Source organism: Alicyclobacillus cycloheptanicus, from assembly GCF_028751525.1.
GTDB lineage: Bacteria > Bacillota > Bacilli > Alicyclobacillales > Alicyclobacillaceae > Alicyclobacillus_L > Alicyclobacillus_L cycloheptanicus.
The window spans coordinates 2,594,464-2,619,553 of the sequence record NZ_CP067097.1 but is presented as its reverse complement, the minus strand read 5'-3'; the positions used below and the strand labels follow the sequence as shown (position 1 = coordinate 2,619,553).

Annotated in this window: 26 protein-coding genes, 4 tRNA genes and 1 pseudogene; 8 read left to right on the top strand and 23 right to left on the bottom strand. The window is 55.3% G+C overall.

From position 1 onward, the window contains the following. The first annotated feature begins 251 nt into the window (after nucleotides 1–251). A complete protein-coding gene (locus tag JI721_RS12000; RefSeq protein WP_274457684.1) occupies nucleotides 252–1,544 on the top strand; it encodes an IS1380 family transposase in 1,293 nt (430 codons plus the stop codon). 766 nt (nucleotides 1,545–2,310) lie between these two features. Beyond that, nucleotides 2,311–4,227 (top strand): hypothetical protein, encoded by a 1,917-nt coding sequence (locus tag JI721_RS11995; protein ID WP_274455115.1) that lies wholly within the window; start codon nucleotides 2,311–2,313, stop codon nucleotides 4,225–4,227. A 119-nt stretch (nucleotides 4,228–4,346) separates the two neighbouring features. Here JI721_RS11995 and JI721_RS11990 read toward each other — a convergent pair whose 3' ends face one another. The 4 genes and pseudogenes from JI721_RS11990 to JI721_RS11975 all read right to left on the bottom strand — a co-directional run bounded on the left by JI721_RS11990 (nucleotide 4,347) and on the right by JI721_RS11975 (nucleotide 6,500). Further along, nucleotides 4,347–4,691 carry a hypothetical protein gene (locus tag JI721_RS11990; protein WP_274455114.1) on the bottom strand — a complete coding sequence of 115 codons (345 nt, stop codon included), beginning with the start codon at nucleotides 4,689–4,691 and terminating at the stop codon, nucleotides 4,347–4,349. 350 nt (nucleotides 4,692–5,041) lie between these two features. Next, entirely contained in the window at nucleotides 5,042–5,920 is an 879-nt protein-coding gene (locus JI721_RS11985; RefSeq protein ID WP_274455113.1) for a hypothetical protein, read from the bottom strand. Between the two features lie 21 nt (nucleotides 5,921–5,941). After that, nucleotides 5,942–6,049, bottom strand: a pseudogene (locus JI721_RS17300) (class I SAM-dependent methyltransferase); the annotation flags it as partial. A gap of 100 nt (nucleotides 6,050–6,149) precedes the next feature. After that, entirely contained in the window at nucleotides 6,150–6,500 is a 351-nt protein-coding gene (locus JI721_RS11975; RefSeq protein WP_274455112.1) for a nuclear transport factor 2 family protein, read from the bottom strand. 487 nt (nucleotides 6,501–6,987) lie between these two features. On the opposite strand from JI721_RS11975, the gene JI721_RS11970 reads away from it, so the two are divergent. Beyond that, a complete protein-coding gene (locus JI721_RS11970; RefSeq protein ID WP_274455111.1) occupies nucleotides 6,988–7,206 on the top strand; it encodes a hypothetical protein in 219 nt (72 codons plus the stop codon). A 41-nt stretch (nucleotides 7,207–7,247) separates the two neighbouring features. Here the strand turns inward: JI721_RS11970 and JI721_RS11965 are convergent, their stop codons facing one another. Beyond that, complete coding sequence (locus JI721_RS11965) at nucleotides 7,248–7,823, bottom strand: hypothetical protein (protein WP_274455110.1); 576 nt, start codon at nucleotides 7,821–7,823, stop codon at nucleotides 7,248–7,250. A 235-nt stretch (nucleotides 7,824–8,058) separates the two neighbouring features. Here JI721_RS11965 and JI721_RS11960 point away from each other — a divergent pair, with 235 nt between their 5' ends. The 3 genes from JI721_RS11960 (at nucleotide 8,059) to JI721_RS11950 (ending at nucleotide 9,803) form a co-directional block, all read left to right on the top strand. Continuing rightward, the gene (locus tag JI721_RS11960) at nucleotides 8,059–8,493 is read left to right on the top strand and encodes a hypothetical protein (protein ID WP_274455109.1); all 435 of its coding nucleotides are present in this window, start codon (nucleotides 8,059–8,061) and stop codon (nucleotides 8,491–8,493) included. A 290-nt stretch (nucleotides 8,494–8,783) separates the two neighbouring features. Continuing rightward, on the top strand, nucleotides 8,784–9,275 hold the full coding sequence (locus JI721_RS11955) for a hypothetical protein (RefSeq protein WP_274455108.1): 492 nt from the start codon (nucleotides 8,784–8,786) through the stop codon (nucleotides 9,273–9,275). 303 nt (nucleotides 9,276–9,578) lie between these two features. Then, a complete protein-coding gene (locus tag JI721_RS11950) occupies nucleotides 9,579–9,803 on the top strand; it encodes a cold-shock protein (RefSeq protein WP_274455107.1) in 225 nt (74 codons plus the stop codon). Nucleotides 9,804–9,828: 25 nt separating this feature from the next. Here the strand turns inward: JI721_RS11950 and JI721_RS11945 are convergent, their stop codons facing one another. From JI721_RS11945 to JI721_RS11900, 10 genes are all read right to left on the bottom strand, one after another. Further along, nucleotides 9,829–10,665, bottom strand: coding sequence for a hypothetical protein (locus tag JI721_RS11945; protein WP_274455106.1), 837 nt, complete (start codon nucleotides 10,663–10,665; stop codon nucleotides 9,829–9,831). A gap of 29 nt (nucleotides 10,666–10,694) precedes the next feature. Then, nucleotides 10,695–10,868, bottom strand: a complete 174-nt coding sequence (locus tag JI721_RS11940; RefSeq protein WP_274455105.1) for a hypothetical protein — start codon at nucleotides 10,866–10,868, stop codon at nucleotides 10,695–10,697. A gap of 691 nt (nucleotides 10,869–11,559) precedes the next feature. After that, entirely contained in the window at nucleotides 11,560–12,636 is a 1,077-nt protein-coding gene (locus tag JI721_RS11935; protein ID WP_274455104.1) for a tyrosine-type recombinase/integrase, read from the bottom strand. Between the two features lie 200 nt (nucleotides 12,637–12,836). After that, a tRNA-Cys gene (locus tag JI721_RS11930) sits at nucleotides 12,837–12,911 on the bottom strand. A gap of 104 nt (nucleotides 12,912–13,015) precedes the next feature. Continuing rightward, nucleotides 13,016–13,090: transfer RNA gene (locus JI721_RS11925), tRNA-Gly, on the bottom strand. Between the two features lie 29 nt (nucleotides 13,091–13,119). Further along, nucleotides 13,120–13,195, bottom strand: a tRNA-Phe gene (locus JI721_RS11920). A 198-nt stretch (nucleotides 13,196–13,393) separates the two neighbouring features. After that, entirely contained in the window at nucleotides 13,394–14,131 is a 738-nt protein-coding gene (locus JI721_RS11915; protein ID WP_274455103.1) for an SDR family oxidoreductase, read from the bottom strand. A gap of 260 nt (nucleotides 14,132–14,391) precedes the next feature. Next, nucleotides 14,392–14,898 (bottom strand): SdpI family protein, encoded by a 507-nt coding sequence (locus JI721_RS11910; protein WP_274455102.1) that lies wholly within the window; start codon nucleotides 14,896–14,898, stop codon nucleotides 14,392–14,394. Nucleotides 14,899–15,025: 127 nt separating this feature from the next. Continuing rightward, nucleotides 15,026–15,313, bottom strand: coding sequence for an autorepressor SdpR family transcription factor (locus JI721_RS11905; protein WP_274455101.1), 288 nt, complete (start codon nucleotides 15,311–15,313; stop codon nucleotides 15,026–15,028). A gap of 167 nt (nucleotides 15,314–15,480) precedes the next feature. After that, nucleotides 15,481–15,555 (bottom strand) — tRNA-Ala (locus JI721_RS11900). A 173-nt stretch (nucleotides 15,556–15,728) separates the two neighbouring features. On the opposite strand from JI721_RS11900, the gene JI721_RS11895 reads away from it, so the two are divergent. Continuing rightward, the gene (locus tag JI721_RS11895) at nucleotides 15,729–16,265 is read left to right on the top strand and encodes a PepSY domain-containing protein (protein ID WP_274455100.1); all 537 of its coding nucleotides are present in this window, start codon (nucleotides 15,729–15,731) and stop codon (nucleotides 16,263–16,265) included. Nucleotides 16,266–16,452: 187 nt separating this feature from the next. Here JI721_RS11895 and speD read toward each other — a convergent pair whose 3' ends face one another. The 5 genes from speD to JI721_RS11870 form a co-directional block, all read right to left on the bottom strand. Continuing rightward, entirely contained in the window at nucleotides 16,453–16,836 is a 384-nt protein-coding gene (gene speD, locus JI721_RS11890; protein WP_274455099.1) for an adenosylmethionine decarboxylase, read from the bottom strand. A 294-nt stretch (nucleotides 16,837–17,130) separates the two neighbouring features. Further along, entirely contained in the window at nucleotides 17,131–18,021 is an 891-nt protein-coding gene (locus JI721_RS11885; protein ID WP_274455098.1) for an NAD-dependent epimerase/dehydratase family protein, read from the bottom strand. A 1-nt stretch (nucleotide 18,022) separates the two neighbouring features. Continuing rightward, nucleotides 18,023–19,132, bottom strand: coding sequence for a glycosyltransferase (locus JI721_RS11880; protein ID WP_274455097.1), 1,110 nt, complete (start codon nucleotides 19,130–19,132; stop codon nucleotides 18,023–18,025). Continuing rightward, nucleotides 19,129–20,517, bottom strand: a complete 1,389-nt coding sequence (locus JI721_RS11875) for a GH1 family beta-glucosidase (protein WP_274455096.1) — start codon at nucleotides 20,515–20,517, stop codon at nucleotides 19,129–19,131. The genes JI721_RS11880 and JI721_RS11875 overlap by 4 nt, the downstream gene beginning before the upstream one ends. A 34-nt stretch (nucleotides 20,518–20,551) precedes the next feature. Then, entirely contained in the window at nucleotides 20,552–20,857 is a 306-nt protein-coding gene (locus JI721_RS11870) for a hypothetical protein (RefSeq protein WP_274455095.1), read from the bottom strand. Between the two features lie 222 nt (nucleotides 20,858–21,079). Between JI721_RS11870 and JI721_RS11865 the strand changes: the two genes are divergently transcribed. Beyond that, on the top strand, nucleotides 21,080–21,928 hold the full coding sequence (locus JI721_RS11865) for a zinc metalloprotease HtpX (RefSeq protein ID WP_274455094.1): 849 nt from the start codon (nucleotides 21,080–21,082) through the stop codon (nucleotides 21,926–21,928). Between the two features lie 107 nt (nucleotides 21,929–22,035). On the opposite strand, the gene JI721_RS11860 is transcribed toward JI721_RS11865, so the two are convergent. Genes JI721_RS11860 through JI721_RS11850 form a run of 3 tightly spaced genes read right to left on the bottom strand, consistent with a single transcriptional unit; the run spans nucleotide 22,036 to nucleotide 24,981 of the window. Beyond that, entirely contained in the window at nucleotides 22,036–23,244 is a 1,209-nt protein-coding gene (locus tag JI721_RS11860) for an ABC transporter permease (protein WP_274455093.1), read from the bottom strand. After that, complete coding sequence (locus JI721_RS11855) at nucleotides 23,241–23,921, bottom strand: ABC transporter ATP-binding protein (protein WP_274455092.1); 681 nt, start codon at nucleotides 23,919–23,921, stop codon at nucleotides 23,241–23,243. The genes JI721_RS11860 and JI721_RS11855 overlap by 4 nt, the downstream gene beginning before the upstream one ends. Beyond that, the gene (locus JI721_RS11850) at nucleotides 23,914–24,981 is read right to left on the bottom strand and encodes an efflux RND transporter periplasmic adaptor subunit (RefSeq protein WP_274455091.1); all 1,068 of its coding nucleotides are present in this window, start codon (nucleotides 24,979–24,981) and stop codon (nucleotides 23,914–23,916) included. The genes JI721_RS11855 and JI721_RS11850 overlap by 8 nt, the downstream gene beginning before the upstream one ends. Nucleotides 24,982–25,090 lie beyond the last annotated feature (109 nt).

Sequence of the window (25,090 nt, the reverse complement as noted above, 5' to 3'; positions counted from 1 at the left end):
TCCCCCCTTGTTTCTGCTTCTACACCGTGACTTTCACAAAACCGCTTTCCGAGGTCAAGGGAAGCAGAATATCAAGACAAGAACCTGAATCCGTGGCGGCTTGACCCGTAGAACCCCGCCAACACGTGTGTTTTCTCCGGTAGAATAGGGATAGTTGGGGCTGTGCTCCTCCAGATCCGCTTCACCGCCGGGGTGATCTTTTGCGTTTTATTATTGAGGAATCCGATGAAGTCATTGTTACCCATTCAGGTATGGCGTTGATTGGGTTGCTCCTTGAAAAGACTCGAATCGGCGAACGTCTCAATCAAACTCGGTTAGACGGCATGGGAACTCCAGAAATCTCGAACTGGGACATTGCACATGCGTATATTGGCTTGCTTTGCCAAGGCAAAACCGACTTCGACCATATCGAACCCTTCCGGGAGGATGATTACTTCCTGGATGCGCTGCAGATTCAGAGTGTACCCTCCAGCCCTACATTACGCCAACGCATTGACATGGCAGCAGGAAAATCCGGATGGGAGTCCATTCTCCTGGAAGAGTCGGCAAAGTTGCTGAAAACGTTGGAAGTGACACTTCGCCCCATCGTGCTTGGACAGGACTCCGATCATCGTTTCTACGTCCCTTTGGACATCGACGTCTCGCCGTTTGACAACTCGGGCACCAAGAAGGAAGGCGTCTCTCGTACATACAAGGGACTGGACGGGTACGCCCCCATCTTCGCTTATTTGGGTCAAGAGGGATACGCTGTCCATGTTCAGCTTCGGGAAGGCAGCACACATGTCCAAAAAGGAACCGCCGCCTTCCTGCGAGAGAGCATCGGATACGCTCGACAGGTAACTGACCTACCGCTGCTCGTACGCATGGATGCAGGGAATGACAGTGCCGAAAACATTGCAATCTGCCAGGCGGAGGACAGCAAGGCAGATTTCATCATCAAGCGAAACCTGCGGAAAGAGAGCGTTGACGCCTGGCTGATCACTGCACAGCAACATGGAACCTGCGAGGAGCCTCGTCCCGGAAAGAAGGTTTATCAGGGCTCGCTACTCTGCCCGGTCAAAAGTGTGTCTCAGCCAGTTCGCATGGTGTTTGAAGTCATTGAACGTACGACAACCGCCGACGGGCAAATGCTGCTCGTACCGGAGATTGAGGTTAGCGCCTACTGGACGTCACTACCGGACGCCCCGGCGGTCATCATTCAACTCTATCGGGAACACGCTGTCATGGAGCAGTTCCATAGCGAGATCAAGACAGACCTGGATGCGGAACGGCTGCCCTCCGGTAAGTTTGCGACGAATAGCCTGGTCCTGCACTTCGTCGTCGTAGCATATAACCTATTGCGGGTGATAGGCCAGGAAAGTCTCAAACGGGGTGATTCACCGCTGCGCAAAAAGGTAGAACGCCGCCGGATTCGCACGGTGATTCAAAACTTGATGACACTGGCCGCCAAGATGGTCCGGCATGCCCGGCAGACAAAGCTAAAACTGGGCCGTGGCAATCGGTGGCTTCCCACGTTTCGAAGATTGTATTTGACCTTCTCGTGACGACAAGGCGGCCGTCGAACTGGAATTTCAACCTCCCGAAAGCTCCCAAGACCAGGGGGTTTGGGACTTCGTCACTCCAAAGGCGGCATGACATGCGAACTCGATGACCAACACCGGAACGACCACCGTGGGCAACTTCGTAGGCGCCGAACTTCTTCCACTTTTGCCCACAGAAACAGCAAATTGGTCAAGCCGTCACGGATTCAGGAAGAACACAAAGACGTAGATTTTTACAGTTTTGCACTGCGTTCAGAAGGCGTAGGAAGCCAGTCAACTATGCCGCTCACTCACCAACAATTTGTTCGTCTGTGATAGCCATTTCAGTGGATTTTGCCGACCCACACCTGTTACAATATGGATGAAGCTCCAGTTGTCCTACCTCTGCGACATCCTCTTTGACACTTTGAAAGAACAGCTTACCAACCGTCCTGCACTGTTAGATCACCTGTTTTGCCTACTGTTTCGCCCGCTGAAACACATTCCTTTCTATGAACCAAAGCAGCCACCAGTAAATGTAATAAGAAATCTCCATCTGCCATCTAACTCCTCATTCACAAAACAGTCGCGCGAGGAAAATCGCCCTTCTCGTCACGACCAAAGAAACCGAACAAGCAGAGTGATACAACTACATACGCACCTCGTAAACCGAACCACACGCCTTACCCGTAAGTACTCACGTGGCATCCTAGTTCGACCTTTCTTCACTCCTTATGTCGGCCAATCGGGCCGGCGATTTTTCCCCACACAACGAGGAGTGAATATTACATTGGCACTAACAGCAGCAGTTCTTGACGCCAAGTACGGCTCGCACCAGCATCAGTTCCCCAGTTACGCGAACCCGGAGCAGCATCTCAAACGGATCCGTGAAGACGCGGAACTTCGTAACAAGGTCATCGACAAACTCATTCAGATGGTTCGGTTTCGCGGGCAGTACACCCGTATGCTTTTTGGTCCGCACCGGAGCAAAATAACGGGAAACATCGTGGTGGAATACCACAGCAAGAAGATCCCGAGGGACAAACACTATCGGGGCACAATTGCGGTTACGCGAAAACTCCTTGAAGGACATCTCACACAAGAGGGCGAGGATACGTACGCGGTTGCCGCTCAGTTCCGGGCGCCGGATGAAACGAGTGCTATCGGCGTGCGTTGGGGCCTCTTCGATGTCGATATTCCGGACGCAGACGTCGCCCGGCGCGCCACCATCGCCATTTGGCGTGCATGTTCTTCCCTCGGCATCGAGTCGCACATTTCCTACAGCGGCGGGAAGGGCTTCCATGTAGAGATTTTTGTAAACAATGACGGCGTGTCCTCCCCTGAATTCGAGGCATTTCATCACTACGTCATGGACTGCTGTGGCATCCGAAAACTGATTCAGCCGGTGATTGACCGAGTAAAGGCCGAGAACAAGCGGGCCCGCCCAGATGTCGAGTGCCGCCCGCGCAAAAGTGCCGGGCAGCCAGCCAAACTTCCTCTCACCCTTCATCAGCGAACAAGATTCTTTGCGGGCTACCTGCAAGTGGTCGGCAACGAACTCGTTGAAGTGCGTGACCCATACGACTACTTCCTCGGCATCGAGTTCAATGCCGATCCGCAAATCATCCATGAGTGCGCAGAGAAGTACATGGAATTCGCGGCACGTAAGGCGTTGGCGGAACAGGAAGAAAAGGCGCCAGAACAGTTGGAGAGAGCAGCAAAACACCGGGGAAAACGCGAAGAACGGGCACGCCTTCGAGCAGAGTATGAAGAGACCAAGGCAATCAAGGTGCAGGACGGCGATGAAGTCGGTACTCGCCGTAAAGAGGCGCGGATTGAGCAGCTCCTCACACGCTTTGGAGCCCTGGACGAAGAAATCAACGTGGACGCAACCGGAATTGACCCGGCTGTGCAGGAGGAAATCGAAGAAATTCTCCGCAAGGGCCTGGTGGACGCCGGTCGCAACGAGACAACCTTCCGCCTCCTGACGCTTCTCCGCTCGACACACACCAAAGAACAAGCCCTGAAAAAGGTGACGAACTGGTCTCGCGATGTCCTCTACCCACGGTGCGGCACGCAAATTGAGACGCCGCTGGACGAGCACCTGCTCGAAGTCGAAGACATGGTCGAGCGCGTTTGGCGCTACCCGGCGCTCGTGGCTCAAATGGTGGAACTGTCAGTCGGCGAGATTCACGGGGTTGCCCGGTTCGCGATGGGACGAGCGGGCATCAACACGAAGCGCTTCCACCTGCTAGTCACCCTCTACATCCTCACCCGCTTCGCCGAGCAGTCCCTGCTAACGAACGACGGGTACATTCTCGCAGCGTACCACTATCTCCACAAAATCACGAAGATGTCTTTTACGACAATCCAAAAGAACCTTGAAGCACTCAACAACACGGGAGCCATCAGCATCATTGAGGGCAAAAGATACGGTGTGTCCACGAAGCAGAACGGTGCAATGTTCCTGGACCCATCGAAAGCTCAGATTCAGCAAATCCGGGTCAATGTTCACAACGAGGTGGCCGGCGAGAGCATCCGAATCAGCAAGTGGATGCTTGGGCGGAGAGGAATCGGCGAATGGTTACTGGTACAGGCGTACGAACCGGACGAACTGTTCAAAGTTTGCGGAGGGCGGCAGAATCGCCGCAAGTACCAGCGGGTGCTTGAAAAGGCAAAATGCGTTTTCGGGACTGGCCGCGCGTAATCGGAACCCTTTGCAACCTGGCTTGGGTCCGCGCAATCGACGTACGACGGTTGCCGGGCCCTTTTCTACGCACTCCGTTGTTCACAAAACCGCTTTCCGAGGCCAGGGGAGGCAGAATATCAAGATAAGAACACAAAGACGTAGATTTTTACAGTTTTGCACCACACATACTCGGCGCTGATGTCTTTTGTTTCCCCGCGAATGGTAAACAGTTGGACCATGTCCCAAGTTCTGATCCAGTCACTCTTGGTATGCTCGTCGAAGTTCCCGGACACCCCTTGGACAACTTCTTTGATGTCTCGTTCCCACTCGTCCAAAGGTGAAAGATCGCGGGTGATGACTTTACTGCATGCGGCAAATGTGGCGCTGAAGGGATCCTTGGACAACTGAACGGCGCCCGACCGCCCTGATAATCCAAGGGCGCAATAGCGCAAGGTGAGTTGGGCGGCGGAAACGCCGGACAATGAGCCGCAGTGCCCGCCCGTTCATGTTTCACACGTTCTTCAAAAAAAGCGCCGGTGGCGCCCCGTAGCCGAAGGCGAGGATGGCACGGAACCTGACGCAGTTGGATCCACTACAATCCCGCCGTGTCAGCCGCTAACAGAGAATCAAGTCGATGCATAAGCAGGCAAACGGGAAAGGACCTGCACGAAGCAGGTCCCACTCCACGACGAGAAAGGTAATTCCATTTTATCACTGCCACCATAAACGGAAAGGATCCCTCCGGTGAAAGATTGAAACAAGACAGTCCACCAATACCCTTGGGACTTCTACGCAAATACCGACGTGGACAAAAGTGACACCGCTATTGTGTCTAAAGCGTTCCTAGCGTGAATATTACTCCAGAATTGGCTTCCACTGCGCGGGCGGTAGTAAAATCCGTGACAAATCGAAAAGACAGGTTCTGGGAGGGTTCGATGCCTACTTGTCTGCATGCAGACACAAACGATGGTATGTTCTGCCGCAGTTGTGCTTCTAATTGCCTTACACGCATGAAGTAACGATCAGACATACTAACGACTTCGAAACTCATACCACTGGTGGAGTAACCGCCACCGATGGGGGCGTATACAACTCCCGGTTCAACCTCAACAAAGCTCTGAACATTCCCATGGCGCAATCGCCGAAAATCATCATCAGATAGTGGTTGTGCTAACGCAAGAGTTGATGCCATCCTGTATCGACTTATTGATTCCGGCCAATTGCGATGGAGGATTCTGACGAGGTCTTGCCTCGCCCAGCTCCCATGACCCATCACATCAATCAAATAGGCATGTGTAGTATCAAATCTAACGAATAGCACCGGCCCGGTTCGTTTTGCAAAACCTGCCGCGTCAATCTCAGTTCCTAAATGGAGATGATGAATACCCCAGTCATTGAGTAGAGCATCATTATAATCCGGCTTTAGGATGTTAGTGCTTAAATGCGGTTTGATGTCAATTCCCTGCTCTATTTTCTGTATGACCGCATCGAGCCCATTTTGTAGTTCCGGCGGGCATGTGAACTCCCTCGAAAACACCACGGTACGCGGGATTGGGAGAACCAGCCGGCGCCAGACGTTGAAGAACCGAAAGGACACTGTCTCCTGTGACAGTGAAGGTTCGTCCGTATATCCCCAAGAGGTCAAATGGCGACGCAGTATCGCAATCCAATCACTCTGGAAATCCGCTTGAACGTTGTAAGCCGTCGGCACTATGGACACTCCCCATCGTCAGTGCTCCCACACATGCTCTGCCAAAATCGCTTCAACTGTATTGGGTGCAAACTTCCGTACCCAATCGTCCCTTATTAACAAGTTCAATTCCGATTCTTGCGTGTGCATCCAGCCCGGGTTGTTGATAAACTCGCCAGCCCCGACAACAGCCCTCAAGTTCCCGTGCTTCACGGCGTACTCTCCTTCGCCCTCAGTCGTGCCAGCCCGGTCAAACTTGCTCTATCGTGCCTTGATGAAACACCATTTGCCACCGATCATCAATCAGTTTCCAAATGGAACTCCTGAGTGTGTTGCGCTGCCTCGTCCTGTCCTCAATCCGATATGTGGTCAGTACGACACCCTCTGCCAGCGGATGCATCTGAAAATCAGACATGCTCACATCCCACTGTCCGATCCCGCCTTCCACCACACAATCACTCTTGTAAAAGATTCGACCGGAACTGCCGATTTCAAAGAACTCGTCGGCGAGCACCTTGGCCAATTCCTCCGGGATCGCCCTGACTTCAGGTTTCGTATGAAACACTTCCAACTCGTGTAACGTCGCAAATAAGTCCTCCACTCTTTTCTCCTCCTACTCCTCGAAAAACAGGGGACTATGCCAGGCCCCCCGACTGTTTTGTTCACGTTGAAGTGTTCACAACGGAGGCGGGCCCCTTGGATTGCCTGCGTGTACTGACTCCTGGGCGCGCCCCAGGCCGATCGCCTCGTCCCAAGCAACTATACATTTTCTGAAATTCAGCCAAATATCGTCCAAACCCTGCACAATGGACGATTCCGAGAAAAATGCTTCGTTTCTCCGGCTGATGCTCCATTGTCTTTTGAATTGGAGTGTGGTCGAGGAAGAGGAAGTCAGGAAGTCCATTTCATACATATATGAATAGCACTTGGTTTAACCCCAGCTATGTGGCCCTCAGCGAGTAGTTGATGCCTCTTTGTTCACGAGAGATTGTGAACAACCCGCACAATGATCGACGCAGCAGGATCTCGGTCTCCTATGTCCAACTTCAACCTGATGGGCCATGACCATATTTCGGAGGCGAGCCAACATGGATTCCTTACAAAATAATCGTCGTCCCAAGCGGGTTCGCATTGTCTCCTTGGATGACTCAATTCGGCGCGGTCTCAACTGTGAAGGTGTCAAGATAGGCATGATCTACAATGTCGGCACGGCATTTGAGGGCGTGTATCGAATCGTCATCAATCAAACGAAGTTCTGGCCCTCCTCCCGCTGGGTGTCTGTTGTCGATGTCGAACCAGTGGATTGATCCAATTGCTCTAAGCATATAGCCCCACATTATGGGGGGCTTTACTTTGTCTTTTTCTTCATCAGCAGTGGAATGTTTTGCTTGTAAGGCGAGAAGCCCATCGCGAGCATCCGCATGATGAGAAGTTCGTTGTGACGGTGGTCGATTTCCGACCCTTGTTCTATGTGCTCCTCGTTGAGGTTTGGCAGTCCCCGTGTCCAGTCGTAGAGTTTCTTGTTGGTAAGAAGAATGGAACCAATCCGGTCACTGGAATCGTGCAACTTGCGAATAGTTAAATGGTCCCGTTTCTCGCCTTCCTCGAGTTCGTCCTGAACGAACCCTTGGGGCAGATCAGGCAGTTTTACGCCCGGGGCGAACATGATGTACGTTTCCGCAACCTGATGGTTGATGTGTCCGGCACAACAGTTCTTCGTGACGTATCCCTTGTAGTTGAGCACAAAGATGGATAGCAGAATGAGTTCGTCAATCTCAATGACCTGACCACTGCAATCGGCTGTCGGGCACAGAATGCCAAACTCCGACTCTTCATCCTCTACAGATGCTCGTATCGATTCTTGCGGAATGTCGCGGATGATTTCTGCTTTGAACATGGAAAAACAGGATAAACAGGCGTGCATATTTCTTTCCTCCTATGTAATCGCGATCATGGCTGTTAAACACGCAAATTCCATTCTACAGGAATGGCTGGGCAATGAGTGGTACTCCCCAGCACCTTTCCCCACGGTTGACACACCCACCGCTCAAACTTCCCTAGGGCAGCAGGGATTCCCCATTCATTGCCTAAATACACCAATGGTACGTGGACTGAATTCATCAGGAACAGTGAGAGTATTTGAATGTGGAGGGCATTTGATGGCATTGGTATGTGGCGTCGATTGTGGATCAAAGAAGACCTTGAGTTACATTGCGTGGCTGGACACCGAGACGAGGGAATTCGTTCTCGATGCCTATGTTCCGAACCCGGATTCCGCATCATTACCCCATCCGCCAGTCGATGTTCCTGTTTCTCACATTGGCTTCGACTGTCCTCAAGGACTACCGCTGCTTGATAAACCCTGTCGATCGACCGACTTGGAAGCCAAAACGCCAACCAAACGCATGGCTCACGACAGAGCCGAGTTACTTCTGGGGAACCTGATGTGTTCACCTCTGGTTCAATTGGGCGTTGCCCTCTTTTGGAGCGTGCTCAAACGCGACGAGGGAACAGTTTACGGTTTTAGTCCCACCTCAAAAGGCAAAGGCGAACAGCCAGTCATCTTTGAAACGTATCCTCGATTTGCGTTGTAATCCTTGTTTGGACTTAAACCCAGTGTTAAGAACATCCCCTCTAAACGCCAGAACCCTCTTGAGTACATCGATCTGGTTTGGGGGCTGATTCAGAAGATGGGTTATTCGTGCAACTCCATCATTCGTCCAAGTGTGGATCAGGTGGACGCCATGCTTTGCGGCATTGCAGCCGAAAGTGTATCGAGAGGACTAGAGAAGCGGGTCGGTGCGCCACCGATTGTTGACGTTCACCACGAGGTAATCCGCGAAGGATTCATTGTTGTCCCGGCATCATAGAAGATTTACGTGAGATGCGAATTCCGAGGAGGTTATCCGATGCGTCACGTGCCTTGGCGGGTTGGGCTGGCCTGTATCCTCTCGTGTATCGTCTCGTCGGCATGTTGATTATGAGGGAAATAGCCCTGCCGATTGGTGTATTGCGGGCGTCAGACGAACTTGCAATGAGTGGCTTTGTCGGCTATCTATCGGGCGCCTGTGAGGACATCCACAGGATTTCAAGTAACTCATCCCATTCCACAGCCGGCACACTCTACAATTTAGCAACTCAAGATTTGCAAACGGCGTCAGTGGCTTTGACTTCTTCCTTACCGATTTACAATCGAAATGGCGTGCAAGATACTGACATTGTCTCCTACATCATGACTAAACTCACACAAACAATGCCTCAGCAGTTTGAGAAAGATAATCCTGCCGTTGAGTACCTGGCAAACCTCTACCCGATACTGAGCCATTTTACAGGAACTCGCCCGTCATTGTCCGGTTACTTTTCTTTGGGTTTCTGAGTCCACCCACTCCCCTTGCCAAACTCCGTTACGTTGGTCAGGGTCACTTAAGACGGATCACCTGGTTCAATCGATGAGATGGTGCCGTCAATTTGCGGTGGCGCATCGTCTGGTGCACTGGCTACTTATGTTTCTGCCACGTTGTTTGTTAGCCCACATCCCGCAAGTCCGACAAGCGAGAGACAGAATATGGCTGCAATTCTGCTCCACGTCCCGCGCGTACAATTGCCCCCTTTATCTGAGTCCTTGATAAAATAGACGACGGACACGGTATCGTGTTACCTGCCGAAGGGATTGAGTAGAATGGAGAGCCGAACCGGAGTAGTGAAGTCGTTTTACAAGGAAGAAGGATGGGGCTGGATTTCAGTTGAGGGCGAAGACGATGTTTGGGTACACTTCAGCGAGATACATGGCGAGGGCTTTCGATACCTTGAACCGGGGGAGAAAGTGACATTTGAACTTGTCATAAAACCGAAGGCACGCGAGCAGGAGAGGACGGCAGTGAATGTAAAGGCATTCTCCGGCTGAATTTGCGAGAACTCGCTAGTTCACGCTACCCCCGTGAATCATTGTCTTCCCGCAGCACGATTCGTCCTGGGGTCGGTGTGAATCGAACAAGCAGCGACGGATTCAGGTCACAGGCCCGCGCAATCGCCTCGTCGTTGAATGTGCCACCACCCCACTCGTCCAATATCGCGATTGGCTTTGTCACCCGGAACACGTTCGCCAAAGACGTCTTGATCATTACATCGTCCCAGGGGATACCCGGCGTGGGTTCATAGTGGTCGAGGTTGGGAACTCTGTCCAGAAGTCGTCGATGCAAGTAGTTCAGATTTTCGTCCGGAAAGAAGGACTCGTATCCATATCCGCCAATATCGTCGTAGAGCTGCCGAATCTCTTTTTGTTCCGTCGGCGGAAAGCGAAGTACGAAGATAGATAACGCATCGAGAAGATCTCGCTTTTTGATTCTCTCGCCCAGCGTCGAAATATTGGGGCTACCTAGTGTCCAGTGATCGAAGTGTCGATGTATTTCATGGGCCCGATCCCTGAGACAAGCCAAAATATCGTTGCAAGCGTCTACCGTAGGAACCAGCCAAAGAACGATTCCCTTGGAACGAGTAGCTCTTTGTTGTTCGGAACAGAGGAAAGTGATGATCTGTGCAATGACATTGAGCGCGAGCTGCCTCTGTGCCGGAACATTAACATTCAGGTAGGGTAGCGGTTCTCCGGCACCGGTTGTGATGGAGTGATAGTCATCATCCCCTGAACCGGTGTCCTGAGTATGAGGGGGAAACTCGGAACTGTTTCGATCTGGCTCAACCCTACGGTAACCCAGTACACGCAGGTACTCGGCTATTGCTTCGATTCCGTCGCGTGCATCGAACTCCATCGTTACCCCACCCTGGTACATCCGTTATGTCATTTCGAGCCCTCGTCATGCTTCTTGAGGATATACAAGTCCCACAGTCCAAAGAGTACCTGTGTGAACAAGTCGGGCAAGTCGCCGTTTATTGCATCAACTGTGCCGAACATCAGAGACGCAGCAAGCCCGAGGAGAACCCACCTCGTATCGACAAAGTCCCAAATCCGCATGAATCATCCACCCGAACGAATGACTTCATTTCGCCATCAATATAACGGAATTCGGCCACCCCGGAAACCCGACCACGAGAACCCACAGGGGGTGTTTTGCCTGGCTCCGCCTCCGTGCCATCGCTTTCCAGCCCTAAACGTCGGAACAGCGGAATCCACCATGAACATCGTGTCAGAAAACCAGAAAAACGTGCTCCGAACCATATTTCGAACAATTTACGACAGTCAGTGGCGAATGCGACACTGGCCTGAACCACCGGTCTAACGGACTATATTGCCTCGGCCCCCTGTTCTGTTGCATAAAAACGCCCTCTCTTGTCAGTAGTGCTTGCTTTGTAGTTGTTCTCACCGTACTTCGTAGTTGTCAATTGAACTGTACTCCCCAGCCAAGAGGGGGGAGAAGAAGAAGGGAAGAACATTAATCACTTGGCTTTTGCAGTACTCCGGCACCGCAGTGTGACTGTGTCGCTAGACACCCTGATGATTCGTTTCAGGTTCCCAAATGCTCACAAGCCGGGCATCGTGGCTGACGCGATATTTCGTCCGGTCTTCCTCTTTTCCCTGGCTATCAGGAGTGACGGGCGAACGCCGCCTAAGGGCAAGTGGAGCACGGCACGACAAAGGGTGTCATCGGCGCACCGTGCCCCGGTTCAAGTGAAGGGTCTCTGAACTTCCGCAGCCCGCACAATCCCTATTTACGCCGTCGAATGGTGACCTGTCTGCGAGAAAACAAGTCATGGGCCTCGCGTAAATCCTCGGGGCGATGCTGGACGTATTTCCTGACCATTTCCATAGACGAATGCCCCAGGATACGCTGGAGCGCGATAATATCCGCGCCCGCCATGAGAAAGTTCTTGGCGAAGGTATGCCGGAAGGTGTGCGGACTGCACCGGACTTGGTTGGCAATGCCCGCACGTTGCCCGTATTGTTTGATGTGGTTCTTCACTGAAAAGTTAGACAGTGGCCCACCGTAGTTCGTCAAGAAAACCCGCGTGGCATCGGGAAAGTATGTTTTGTTTTCGTTTATCAGCTCAATGAGCAGCCGCATCATCTCTGGAGCAATGGGGATGACACGTACTTTGCGGTTTTTGTTCTTCGCTCCCTTTAGTGTGATCAACCGAGTCCCGAAATCAATGTCGCTGACCTCCAGAGAAATCAGTTCGCCCAGTCGCATCCCGCTCTGTAACAAGAGTTCCATGGCGACATAGTCACGAAACCCCGCATAAGTGCGCCGGTCAGGTTGGGCCAGCAACGCTTCCACTTGCTCATCCGTGAAAGCGCCGATTCGGTCTTCATCTACTTTTTGACGGCTCAAGTTTTGAGTTGGATTGGTCGCGATAATCCCTTCGTTAGCCAGCCACCGGAACATCGTTTTCAAGGTAGCGATTCGCACATTCACTGCACCAGGGGCCAGCCCTTTCCTTCCCTCCATGACCTTCTCAAGATACGGGTGGCCCTCGTAGAGTGGTTTTTCAAAAGATAGATAATGGACGTATTCACGAATTGTCTGGGAAGTGATTTCGCTGATGTATTGTATCTCCGGATGTGCTTCCGTTAGCCACTCCATGAGGTATTCGAAATGTTGCCGATGGTCTCGCAGGGTGAGTTCTCGCAACCTTTGGCCCGCCTTGGCCTGATAGAACACTTCGAACGCCTGACGGATCGTCAATTGTGCCGGCTTGCTGTTCTGGCCAGAACGGAAACGAACCCCCTTTCGTTTTACCGGCACCATTGCACTACTGCTACCTGTTTCACGTTCTTTTGCCACACTCAGCCGCCTCCAATTGGTGGAATATGCACACCTTTCTGGAAGGCAGACAGATTCGAGGTTATGTATTTCGTAGTCGAGGTTCCGTGTTTTCCAGGCCGATACCTCGACACCACAATCCCTTTGAAGGCCAGATCCAAAACTGCCCTGGATCGAGAAAATCCGCGCCACAGCGCGGATTTCAGAGGGATGGAATATTCTGGAGGCGCCAGCCAGATTCGAACTGGCGAATCGAGGTTTTGCAGACCTCTGCCTTACCACTTGGCTATGGCGCCGTAAACAATAGGGCGGATGACGGATTCCAGCTTGGGATGGTTTCCCACTCCCTGGCGTCCCCGAGGGGGGACCCCTAGGGTGAGAATCGCGTCATCCGCGACTGTGGAGCGGAAGACGGGATTCGAACCCGCGACCCTCGCCTTGGCAAGGCGATGCTCTACCCCTGAGCCACTTCCGCACGTAAAATCATCGTTCTTCATCGAGAACTGGTGGCTCGGGACGGAATCGAACCGCCGACACGAGGATTTTCAGTCCTCTGCTCTACCGACTGAGCTACCGAGCCTTAACGAGTGGAACAGTCATGACTATACAACATTCTCGCGCCGCATGTCAACTATTCCTCCTACCCTTCTGGTGACTTGTGCCGCATCCGATGCGATGAGCCACCAGACGGCTTGTACAAGGAAGCCCCGAAGCATCCTCCATGGCTCCGAGGCTCTTCCTGTCCCTGACCATCCCGCCAATGCGCCCGTTCTCCCGTTCAATTGAAGCCGCCGTTCACACGGATCGTCTGCCCCGTGATCCACCGCGCCTTGTCGCTGACCAGCAGCTCGACCACGTTCGCGATATCTTCGGGCTCACCAAGCCTTCCGAACGCATTCATTCGCCGGAAGGAGTCGATGAGCTCCGGCGATTTCCCGCTCAAAAACAATTCGGTTGCGACTTGCCCTGGCGCGATGCAGTTGATCACGATGCCTTTCGGACCGAATTCCTTGGCGAGTTGACGGGTCAACTGCTCGACCGCACCTTTGGTTGCCGCATATACGCTGTAGGTTGGGAGCATCGCACCCGATACGGAAGTAGAGAAGTTAAGGATGGTACCGCCTGGCGCCATGTGCTTCATGGCTTGTTGACAAGCGAAGTAGGTCCCTTTCACGTTAATGGCAAAATGCCGATCGAATATTTCCTCTGTGACGTCTTCGATTGCATGGTTTTCCATGATGCCAGCATTGTTGACCAGAATGTCGACGTGCCCGAACCGTCTCAGCACCTCTGAGAACAAGGCCTCCACTTCGCTCACCTTGCTCACGTCGGCTTGAATCGCCGCTGCCTGGCCTCCGAGTTTTTCAATCGTCGTCACGACTTCGTCCGCTTTCTCACGGCTTGAGGCATAGTTCACCACTACTTTGGCGCCTAGTCTCGCCAGCTGAATGGCCACTTGCCTGCCAATGCCGCGCGACGCTCCGGTGACAATCGCAACCTTGCCCGCTACGCTCATGTCCATTCCACTCCTCACCTGTCTTTTGAGCTTGACCTTTGCGGCCGGACGGTCGTAGGATGCCAGTTCGACCTCGCGCATTCATGATAGCAGGTGCTCAGGTCATGCTTGTTAGACGAATCCTGTCCGATTCTTGCTCAATCCTCTCAACACGGCTGCCTGGTCACCTCCGCCGCGTTACCCATCTATCAATGCCAGTCGGGCCATCACGGTGAACAACCCTGCCCCTACCACCGCATCGATGCCCTTTGTCCGTCCACTTACCTCTCTTTCGCGTAAAAATACGACGCCGCCATTGTCGAGAGCGCCCACAAAAGAACCGGCACGAAAACAGCCAGTGCAGTGGTTTTTCCGACAGGCAGGACCCAGGCAAGAACGATGATGAGAATCCCCATGGGAATCCCCAATTGTCCGCCGAGCCGGTGGGTACGAATCCAGCTCTGTTCGCTGGATAGTGTCCAGGGCGTACGAATGCCAATCCACCAGTTGGCACGCAGACGCGGTAATACGTTCGTGATGAGCATGAACATAACCCCGATCATGGTTGGCACGACACGAATGGAACCGATGTGCAAAAGATGTCCTAACGTTGCCAGATAAATTAAGCCTAGACATACCACAATGACGCCGCCAATATATCGATACGTCGGCCAGAACGACTCGTAATTGCTCTTCTTCGGGTCAATCTTCCATATCACATGCCACAAGAGGATGGCGGCAAGCATCAGTGCGGGTACGTACACCACCGCCAACAGTCGCGGAATCAACAAGGCCGGCCTTCCAGTCGATTGAACATGGTTTGGAACCTGGGCCGGCAGATGAACGTACGCAAAGCATCCCAGTACAAGTGCAATGATCCACGCAAGCCAGCCCCACCAAGGCATTGCGGTCTTCTTATTCCTCATGGTCTTCCTCATGGTCGCCACCTCCGAAGTGTTCCAAGAGCCATGCAAGCCATTCCTGCAAAATCGTAGTGTTCAGCCTGTAAATCACGAACGTGCCCTCCCGCTGATCGACCACCAAATCCGCATTTTTGAGAACGGTTAAGTGACGGCTGATGGTCGGCTGTGCGTGTGAAAAGTGACTGGCAATTTCACCGGCGGTTTTCGGGCCGTCTTTCAGCAATTCGATAATCTTCCTCCGTGTCGCGTCCGACATCGCTTTAAAAACACGCTCATTCATCGCCCATCAAACCCTTCCTGGCCGTATCGCAATGACGATTGGTGAGACAATTTTATTATATAGCTAAATAGCTAAAAAGAGAAGCACGGTCATCTAATCGAAAAGCTGTGCACAACGGAAAAGAGCCTTCGAACACAGATTCCGGTGTCCAAAGGCTCTCCGTTTTTTGGTGGAGAATAGGGGATTCGAACCCCTGACCCCTGCGCTGCCAGCGCAGTGCTCTCCCACTGAGCTAATTCCCCATGACCCGTTTTGCGAACCCTTCAAATCGGGATTTCTTTCGACGCCCGAACCGCGGCGTCAACATCGCTTATTATACGGAGTTTGCCCCACAAAAATCAAGTGGAAATTTTGATACATATATTCCCTGTTGCGGGACATGCTATGGATAGCTTTTCCGTGAGGAGGATATTCAATGAAAAAATGGATGATGGGTACTGCAGCACTGGTTTGCCTGGTCGCGTCAACGCCCTCAGCCTGGGCAGCTGATTCACTTTGGCGCCACCACAGTTCACCAGCCGGCGGTCATGCAGAAATGCGGGCCGTTGCACAAAGCACGGGCGCAGTTGTCGGCCGCGTCGCACCGACCAGCGGGCCTGAGATGTCCGATGAACACCCAGGCCACGGTTCAGACATTAAGTCCAGCGTGCAGTTGTCCCGCAGTGTGCTCCGTGAAGCCTACGTCGCCAGTCGAGCGGCTTACACGGAAAAACTCCAGAAGTATGCAAAGTGTTCCACAGCGGAAGCCAAGAAAGCGGTTCTGGCGGCACACCCAGGAATGAAAGTCGACGACATTCAACTGCGCAACATTCGGACGAACCTCGTCTACATGGCCATCGCAGAAAATGACCAGGACAAGTTTTTCGTCGTGGTAGACGCCGGAAACGGCAAAATTCTGATGGACCGCCCCTTGCCGACCCACCACGAACGCGTGTTTTCGCAGCACGACTAGGCTGCCGTCACGCGATTCCATCACAGCTGCGCCGCCCCGGACGAGCTGTTTGAACCTGCAGCCCGTCCGGCCGCAGTCACAAAGCAAGCGAGAGGCATGTCCTCTCGCTTGCTTTGTGTGCCGCCAAGACGGCAATCCTGTTCACCGGAAGTCGTTTAAGGCCTGCGTTTGATGCAAATAACGAGCTCTAGAAGGCTCGAACGCGGACGTCCTCCAATTGAAAGGCACCGACGCCGCGAGGTACTTCAATCGATTCCAGACGAGTCGCGCCGAGCGACTTCGTGATATAGTCACACGCAACGTTTGGATCAATGCGATCCCCACAAGTGTATACGTCGATGCTGGCATATCCGTGTTCAGGAAAACTGTGGATCGTTAGATGCGACTCAGAAATAATGACAACGCCACTGACACCCTGAGGCGCGAATTTGTGAAAGGCAACTTCCCGAACTTCTGCGCCAGCTTCTAATGCTGCGTTGACCATAATGCGTTCAATGTTGTGTAAATCGTTCAATTTGTTAGCTGAGCAACCCCACAATTCAGCAATGACATGACGCCCCATTGTGTCCATGACAAATACTCCCCCTATGCAAGCAAATTACCATGCCTTTTGCAGGCATGCGGAATCCGGTCATTCACCACGGGGGAAAGTTAGTCCTTCGAGGTCCTAACCCTTTAAGTGAAGCCGGTCTCCGTTCAGTCATAAATAAAACAGCGGCCCGACGGCCTTCCGAGATTACGAATGATAGTATAAGACCACGACCGACAATTTGCAACAAGAAAATTCAGCGCGCTGAAGTTTCTTGACGCTTCAGCATATGACCCATCGCCAGCCGGTGAGAATCCGCAGATGCCTCAATTTTCCTTACCGGCGCTGCGCCTCAATGACCTGCCGAATGCCTTCGCGCAGGCTGATGCTTGGTTTCCACTGCAAGAGACGCTGGATGCGCGCCGCATCGTAGTAACTGGCGTGGATGTCGCCCGGCCGCGTTGGATGATGCTGGACCGTCACGGACTGTCCCAGTTCCTCCCGAATGACGCGGACGATATCCATGATTTGTACCGGCCGCCCAGAACCCACATTGGCCACAAAGCTCTGCGGGTTGGTCAGCACGAGCACGTTCAAATGGGCCACGTCCCGAACATGCACGAAGTCCCGCTCCTGCGTGCCATCGCCGTCCACGTGGATGCACTGCTCCGTCAAGGCATCGTGTACCATTTTTGCGATCACGGCGCCCGACTGATAACTTTGCTGCGGACCGTAGACATTGCCGTAGCGCAGCACCGCGTACGTAAAGAATTCTCGGTAGAAACCCCGCAGATACAGTTCACCCGCAACTTTCGAGACCCCGTACGGCGAATTTGGTTCGAGGGGAACCTCTTCTGTAATCGGCGGCACCGCACCGTTTCCGTAGACGGCCGCCGACGACGCCAGCACGACACGCCTCGTTCCCGTGTGACGTGCCGCTTCGAAAACAGACAGGGCACCTTGGATGTTGTCGTGCATATCTCTCAACGGATCCGCAACAGATGACGGTACACTAATTTGCGCTGCCAGATGAAGCACGGCATCTGGATGTTCCTTCTCAAAAATTTCCCGCACGGCAACCGCGTCCGCAACATCCAGGTTGTAGTGCCGCACGGCAACCCGTGTGGGCTCACGGTCGACATTCACCACGTCATGTCCTTCTGCCAGCAGCGCTTGTGTCGTCGCGGTGCCGATGAGGCCGCTTCCCCCGGTGACCAAGACCTTCAAGTCATTCACGCTCCCTGAAAAATGTCTCATATCCTTCAAAGTATGCATCCACCATGCGCGACGGCAGGAAACGCGGCAAAACGGTATCGTAAAATCGAGCGGCATAAGCCACGGCGCGCTCCGGATGGTCCAGCACCCGGGAGAGTGCTGCGGCGAGCGCTGCAGCATCGCCAACCGGACACGTGCATCCCGTCTCGTCATTGACAATCAAGTGCGTGAGCCCGGGAATGTCCGTCCCGACGTTCGGCACACGAAGCCATCCCGCCTCCAGCACCGACGTCGGTGTTCCTTCACTGATGGAGGACAGCACGTGGACGTCCAGTCCGGCGTAAAAGGTGTGGACATCGTCGATGAAGCCCAAAAAGTGTACCCGGTCCTGAACATCCAGCGTCCGGCACAGCGCCTGAAGGTGGTCACGCTCCGGTCCATCGCCAGCAATGGCCAGGTGCCGGTCGGCCGGGAGCAGCGCAAAGGCACGAATCATCGTATCGAGGTCTTTCACCTTGTCGAGTCGAGCCGCCGTGCCAGCGACGAGGGTATCCTCTGCAAGATTCAGCCGATCACGCAGTTGTTTCCGGTAGAATTCCTTTGGTTGCGACAGCTGTACTGGTTCGACAGCGTTGGGCACAAACCTGCACGGTTTGTCCGGAAACAGCTGGGCAAATTGTGGATGTACCACAAACAAGCCGGCCGCTCGCCGCAGCGCCAGGCGGTTCAGCCTCGGCAGGACAACCGATTTCCACCGGCTGGTGAGAAAGTCGGTCTTCGGATGGCTGTGAATCGTCGCCGTCCAAGACCTCCGTGCGGCCCGCGAAGCGCGGCTGGCGATGAGGTTCCAGCGAGGACCGTGCGCGTGCACATGCGCCTCGGGATGCCGTGCGAGCAGCGCCGTCAAAGCCGCGATGGCAGCCCGCGGCGCACCGTTGATGATCTCCACGTGCGCGGCGACCGGTTCCAGGCGTTCGCGCAGGTATCCATCCCCTGCAATCACGAACACAATGTTGTCTGCGAGAGGTGACGAGCTCGCCTTCAGTGCCCTGGCATACGTCACGAGGTGCGATGCGCCGCCGCCCCGTTCGTTGCCGGCAGCGAGAACGAAGACGCGGCTCATGAGCCTGCCTCCAGGGATTCGCCGTGACGGTCATCCAAATCCCCCGCCGCCGCAGACGAGGCCAGTGACCGCTCGGTAATCACCGTTTGATACCACTTGGCGCTGTCCTTGAGCATCCGGGCCTGCGTGGCGTAGTCCACGTACGTGATGCCAAACCGAGGCGTATATCCTTCCGCCCACTCGAAGTTGTCCAACAGCGACCACACATAATACCCCCGCACATCCACGCCTTCCTCGATGGCCCTGCGCACCGCGTCCAGATGCCTGGCCAGGTAGCGAATACGGTGATGGTCGTGAATCTCCCCCGCATCCACCACGTCTTCGTAGGCCGCACCATTCTCCGTCACGTACATCGCCATCGCGCCGTATTCCCTGTGGATGCGCTTGAGCACGCGGTACAAGCCCTCCGGATGCACCCCCCAGCCCGTGCCCGTCACTTCCCCCTGCGGCGGCACAATCGCGGCGCCCAGCAAGGGGTCGCTGGGGTTCGCATGAATCACATTGCACTGGTAGTAGTTCACACCCAAAAAGTCGACCGGCGCGGCAATCTTCGCAAAATCGCCCGGCTGAATGACAGCCGCGACGCCGAAGGGTTCCAATGCGTCAGGGTACCGCGCGCGCAGCAGCGCATCCAAAAACCAGCGGTTCAACAAAGCGTCCATCCGCTGCGTCGCCGCGATGTCCGCTGGCCGATCGGACGCAGGCACGTTGTCGCAGACAATGTTCGTGATCCCGATGCTCGCATGGTGCAGTGCCGCATCGCGGAACGCCTCGAGCGCAAGCCCATGCGCGAGCAGCAAGTGGTGCGCCGCCTGAACCGCGGCCCGCAGACGCTGCACGCCCGGCGCATGCTGCCCGAAGGCATGGCCTAAGACCGCGCTGCACCATGGTTCGTTGACGGTAATGAACTTTGGCACCACGTCGCCCAGCCTGTGAAATACCACGTCCGCATAATCCGCAAACGCCTTGGCTGTGTCGCGGGACGTCCAGCCGCCAAACGCTTCCTGAAGCGCCTGCGGCAAATCCCAGTGGTACAGGGTGACCATCGGTTCAATGCCAGCGTCGAGCAAGGCGTCAATCAAGCGCTTATAAAAGTCCAGTCCCGCTTCGTTGACGGCACCTCGTCCGCTGGGAAACAGCCGCGGCCAGGCGATGGAAAACCGGTAGCTCTGCAGCCCCAGCTGGCGCATCAGCTGGACGTCCTCTCGGTAACGGTGGTAGTGGTCGCAGGCAGTGTCCCCCGTGTCTCCGTTCTTGACGTTGCCCGGCGTGTGGCTGAACACATCCCAAATGGACAAACCACGCCCACCCTCCTGAACGGCACCTTCGATCTGGTAGGCGGACGTGGCTGCTCCAAACACAAATTGTTCCGGAAACGACTTCATGAAGACCTTTCCCCTCAATCGACCCTGGGGCCGGCTATGACGGACGATTCCCCTGCTTGGTGTGTTCCTCTATATAGGCTTGCAAATCGTCCATATGGAAACGAACCGTCTCTCTATTTAATAGGAGAAAATCGAGTGATGTACCGAGTTGATCGGCGACGAACGACAGCAGGTGATGGCGCCGTACCGTCGGGTCGGGCCAAAAGGCTGCAAATGTTTCATCAATCCGGTCATACTGTTCTTTGGATAACCCGTGAACCAGGTGTAGAAATCCATCGACTGGCAGTTCCAGGACATCATAGTTTTTCCCGTCGTATTCAATGTTCACACCAAGCCGCAATTCCCAAGCACTTCCTTCCAGCGCAGCCGCGCTACCCGGTTATGGAATCCTGTTGCCCGTAGCCATGCTGCGGATGGTTGTCGTCCATTAGTATAACGGAACGAGCGGGGGCAAACAAATGCCGGTGCGGCCTTGCGGCCGTGTCCACCGATCGAACATCCGACTCCTTTTGCCAGCAAGGGATTGGCCGAGTACAATAGAGAACAAGGAGAGGATTCCTGCATGAACACGCTGAAAACCTGGATACTGATGGGGATTTTAACGGTCATCCTGGTTCTGATTGGGCGGTTCATTGGCGGCGCCGCTGGAATGCTGTTCTTCTTGGTGCTGTCCATTGCCATGAACGCCATCGCGTACTGGACGAGCGGCAGCATGGCCATCGCCATGACACGGTCCTACCCGGTCAGTGAGCGCGAACTGCCGGAAGTCTACGCCATCGTTCGGCGGCTGACCCAGCGCGCGGGACTGCCGATGCCGGAGATTTACGTGACCCCGTCGCCGCAGCCAAACGCCTTTGCAACCGGTCGTGATCCGAAACATGCCAAGGTGGCAGTGACCGAAGGCATTCTGCGCGTGCTGCCGAGCCGTGAGCTGGAAGGCGTGCTTGCGCACGAAATCGGTCACGTGCGCAACCGGGACATTCTGATTAGCTCGATGGCTGCCATGTTGGCGGGTGTCATTACGTACATCGCCAACATCCTGCAGTGGGGGATGTGGTTCGGCATGGGCGACCGGGATGACCGGGACGGCGGGAACGCCTTGGCCGAGATCGCGATGATTATCCTGGCCCCGCTCGCAGCAACGGTCATTCAGCTTGCGATTTCACGATCCCGCGAGTATCAGGCGGACGCCACAGGGGCGCGCCTGGTCGGGGATGGAAACCCGTTAGCGGACGCGCTGGAACACCTGGAAGCCTACGCGCGGCAGGTGCCAAGCGGTTTTAACCCGGCCACGTCTCACCTGTTCATCGTCAACCCGCTGCGCGGTCAGTCGATTGTGCAGCTGTTCAGCACCCACCCGCCGACGGAGGAACGCGTTCGCCGCCTGCGCGCGATGCGCATCAGCCACTGAACGACGCGCTGAACGCGGACGCAATGCGCTGTATGCGGAATCGACGTGCGTCGGCGGCGTCCTGTTCGCCGCTCTGGAGAGGGGCCCACCCTGCTTGGCCCCTTGGTCTACTCGTAGCGCAGCGCATCAATCGGATTTTGCCGCGCGGCCTTGTTGGCCGGGTACAAGCCGCACAGCACGCCAATGACACCGGAAAACAGAAAGCTTCCCACCACGACCCACCACGAAACCTCCGTCGGCAGGGGGGTGGTCCAATGGACCACGGCAGCGGCCAGGACCCCCAGTGCAATGCCAAGCCCTCCGCCAATCATCGTGATGACCACCGACTCCACCAAAAACTGCGTTAAGATGGCGCGCCGAGTCGCCCCCAGCGACATGCGGATACCGATTTCCTGCGTCCGCTCCGTCACCGATACGAGCATGATGTTCATCACGCCAATGCCGCCGACCAGCAGCGCGATGCCGGCAATGGCACCGACCACCGCGGTCAAAATGGCGGTGATGGTCCCCACCGTCTTCTCGATGCCCGCCAAAAATCCGGAACTGTCCTCGAACGCCTGCGCGTTGTGCGCGTGAATGTTGAGCGCCATCACGATGCGCCGCGACAGCTCTGTCTTGTCGACACCTGGTTTGACCTGGATGTCCATCTCCGTAATGCCCCACCCAGGAAACAAATCGCTGCACGTGGTGGCCGGCAGATACAGCGCATCCGAACCGAGAATGCCCGCGAGCAGATTCAGTTGCGTGGACTGGGTGACCCCGATGATGCGCAGGGGCGTCCCCCCGACCTCCACGTACTGACCGATGGGATTCAAGCGGCCAAACAGCTTGAGCGCGAGGGACTGGCTGACAAGCGCAACCTTGCGATGGGCGATCACGTCGGTATCGTTGAACATCCGCCCTTCCACGACGGTGAAGTGCCCCAGTTCATCCAGATAGCTGGGCCCGCCGTCGACCGCCGCGCTGACCGTTTTTTGCGCCGTCTGAATGTCGGCCTCGCCGGTCAAGGTATAGTACACACTTTGCACCCCTGGAAACGTCTGTGCGAGGTCAAAGTCGGCTTGGGAAAACTGGAGTACGTCACCAGGCTGCGGCAGACCAGGCGTCACCAGTTCAGACGGGATGATTTGAATGGTGTTCTGCACCCGTTCACTTTCAATCGTTGACACGATGGCGGCTTGTCCGCCGCGTCCAATGGCGACGATCGCAATGATGGATGCCACACCAATCAGGATGCCGAGCATGGTCAGGAGGGACCGCAGCAAATTCGCGCGCAGCGAGGTAAGGGCAGCTCGCACCAGTTCCAGCGCATTCAAGCCGATACACCTCCTTGGTCGACAATCTGACCGTCTTGAATGCGAATCACGCGGTCGGCGACGCGCGCCACGTCCACGTCATGTGTAATCACCACAACGGTGACACCGGTCTCGTTCAGTCGCCGAAAGAGGGCCATGATGTCCCGCCCGGTCGTGGAGTCAAGCGCGCCCGTCGGCTCGTCCGCCAGCAGGAGGGCGGGGCGGTTCGCCAACGCGCGTGCAATGGCGACACGCTGCTTCTGTCCCCCGGACAACTCGTTGGGAAGGTGGAAGGCGCGATCGGCAAGTCCAACCTCTTCGAGCAGCGCCATGGCGCGTTCGCGCCGCGCTTGCTTGGGTACACCGGCATAAATGAGCGGCAGTTCCACATTGCGCAGGGCCGTCATCCGCGGCAGCAAGTGAAAGTTTTGAAAAACGAAGCCAATTTCCTGGTTCCGCAGGCGCGCCAGCTCATTCGAAGACAGCGACTCGACCGGCTGCCCGCGCAGCACGTAACGCCCCGCTGTGGGGACATCCAAACAGCCCATGATGTGCATCAAGGTGGATTTACCGCTGCCCGACGGCCCCATGATGCTGACAAACGCCCCCTCGCGAATCGTCAGCTCGACACCCCGCAGCACGGTCAACACTTCCGTCCCCACACGGTACTGTTTGGTGACGTTGAACAGCTCAATCACGGACGTTCACAGCCTCTCCGTTCGTCAGGCCTGACGGTGGATTGAGGACGACTTGCTCGCCCGGCGTGAGTCCTTGGGTGACTTCCACCGCATCGGTACCGGTGATGCCCAGGGTGACAGACTGCGCTTGCACGCGGCCCTGACGATAGACAAATACCTCGTAGGCTGACCCTTGCTGGACCAGTGCGTCATACGGAATGACCGGCACCTTGGTGTGCGAAGCACTGACGATGTTCACGTTCACCTGATAGCCCAGCGGCACCGGAAACCCTTTTGGCACCGCGACATCGACTTCTACCTGTCCGGTGCCGGAACTATCTTCCGTCGCAAAGCTGGCCACGGTCTGAACGTGACCCGTCCAGGTTTTCCCGGGAAAGGCTTCACTGGTGATGTCCGCGGACATCCCCTTGCGCAAGTGAACCGCGTCCACTTCTGAGACATCTAACACCACTTCGTTTTGGCGGCCGACCAACTCCAACAGCGGGGCCGCATTCCCCTGCGAATCCAGCCCGCCTGGGTTCTCGGTCAGCACGGTGCCAGAAAACTGAGCGCGAATAAACGTGGCGTTGTAGGCGGCCTGGGCTTGATTCAGCTGCGCCTGTGCCTGCGCCAGCGCGGTCTGCGCGTTTGCGACGGCCGCATACAACTGCGGCTTCATCACCGCAGAAGCAGCCTGATACTCTGCCTGCGCCTGGGCCAGGGTGTTTTCGGCACTGGTTTCCGTCTGCCTTGCAGCGGTCAATGCCGCCGCTTGACTGCTGTTCTCCAGTGTGATGAGCGCCTGGCCGGACTGGACCGTCTGCCCGGTGGCGACATCAAAATGGTCGAACGGTGCGGACAGTTGGTCCATCATCACCACCTGCCGCTGTGTCGGTTTCACCGTGCCGGCCGTAAAGATTTGATTTTGCATCGTCTGCCGCCGCACGGTCACCAGTTGAACGGCTGGTGCCTTCGGGTGCACCAGCCACCACACCCCCGCGGCCGCAAGCAGGCAACAAAGAAGGATGATGCTTGTCCACCAGCGCCGCCGTTTGCGCCCATTCGCTGCCTCCGCCGTCATTCCGTTCACCTCCTCCCCACCATACACCAGCCCAAGGGGTTAAGAAAAGAACGCGTGCGCGTTTCCGGCTGTGCGTTTCCCGCCTGGTCGTGCCTGGTCGTGAACGATG

Excerpts from the sequence above, each read along its gene's own strand:
- JI721_RS12000 (WP_274457684.1), top strand. The coding sequence starts at position 252 with ATGGCGTTGATTGGGTTGCTCCTTGAAAAGACTCGAATCGGCGAACGT.
- JI721_RS11970 (WP_274455111.1), top strand. The coding sequence starts at position 6,988 with ATGGATTCCTTACAAAATAATCGTCGTCCCAAGCGGGTTCGCATTGTC.
- JI721_RS11965 (WP_274455110.1), bottom strand. The coding sequence starts at position 7,823 with ATGCACGCCTGTTTATCCTGTTTTTCCATGTTCAAAGCAGAAATCATC.
- JI721_RS11960 (WP_274455109.1), top strand. The coding sequence starts at position 8,059 with ATGGCATTGGTATGTGGCGTCGATTGTGGATCAAAGAAGACCTTGAGT.
- JI721_RS11955 (WP_274455108.1), top strand. The coding sequence starts at position 8,784 with ATGCGAATTCCGAGGAGGTTATCCGATGCGTCACGTGCCTTGGCGGGT.
- JI721_RS11950 (WP_274455107.1), top strand. The coding sequence starts at position 9,579 with ATGGAGAGCCGAACCGGAGTAGTGAAGTCGTTTTACAAGGAAGAAGGA.
- JI721_RS11945 (WP_274455106.1), bottom strand. The coding sequence starts at position 10,665 with ATGGAGTTCGATGCACGCGACGGAATCGAAGCAATAGCCGAGTACCTG.
- JI721_RS11940 (WP_274455105.1), bottom strand. The coding sequence starts at position 10,868 with ATGCGGATTTGGGACTTTGTCGATACGAGGTGGGTTCTCCTCGGGCTT.
- JI721_RS11915 (WP_274455103.1), bottom strand. The coding sequence starts at position 14,131 with ATGAGCGTAGCGGGCAAGGTTGCGATTGTCACCGGAGCGTCGCGCGGC.
- JI721_RS11905 (WP_274455101.1), bottom strand. The coding sequence starts at position 15,313 with ATGAATGAGCGTGTTTTTAAAGCGATGTCGGACGCGACACGGAGGAAG.
- JI721_RS11895 (WP_274455100.1), top strand. The coding sequence starts at position 15,729 with ATGAAAAAATGGATGATGGGTACTGCAGCACTGGTTTGCCTGGTCGCG.
- speD (WP_274455099.1), bottom strand. The coding sequence starts at position 16,836 with ATGGACACAATGGGGCGTCATGTCATTGCTGAATTGTGGGGTTGCTCA.
- JI721_RS11880 (WP_274455097.1), bottom strand. The coding sequence starts at position 19,132 with ATGAGCCGCGTCTTCGTTCTCGCTGCCGGCAACGAACGGGGCGGCGGC.
- JI721_RS11875 (WP_274455096.1), bottom strand. The coding sequence starts at position 20,517 with ATGAAGTCGTTTCCGGAACAATTTGTGTTTGGAGCAGCCACGTCCGCC.
- JI721_RS11865 (WP_274455094.1), top strand. The coding sequence starts at position 21,080 with ATGAACACGCTGAAAACCTGGATACTGATGGGGATTTTAACGGTCATC.
- JI721_RS11850 (WP_274455091.1), bottom strand. The coding sequence starts at position 24,981 with ATGACGGCGGAGGCAGCGAATGGGCGCAAACGGCGGCGCTGGTGGACA.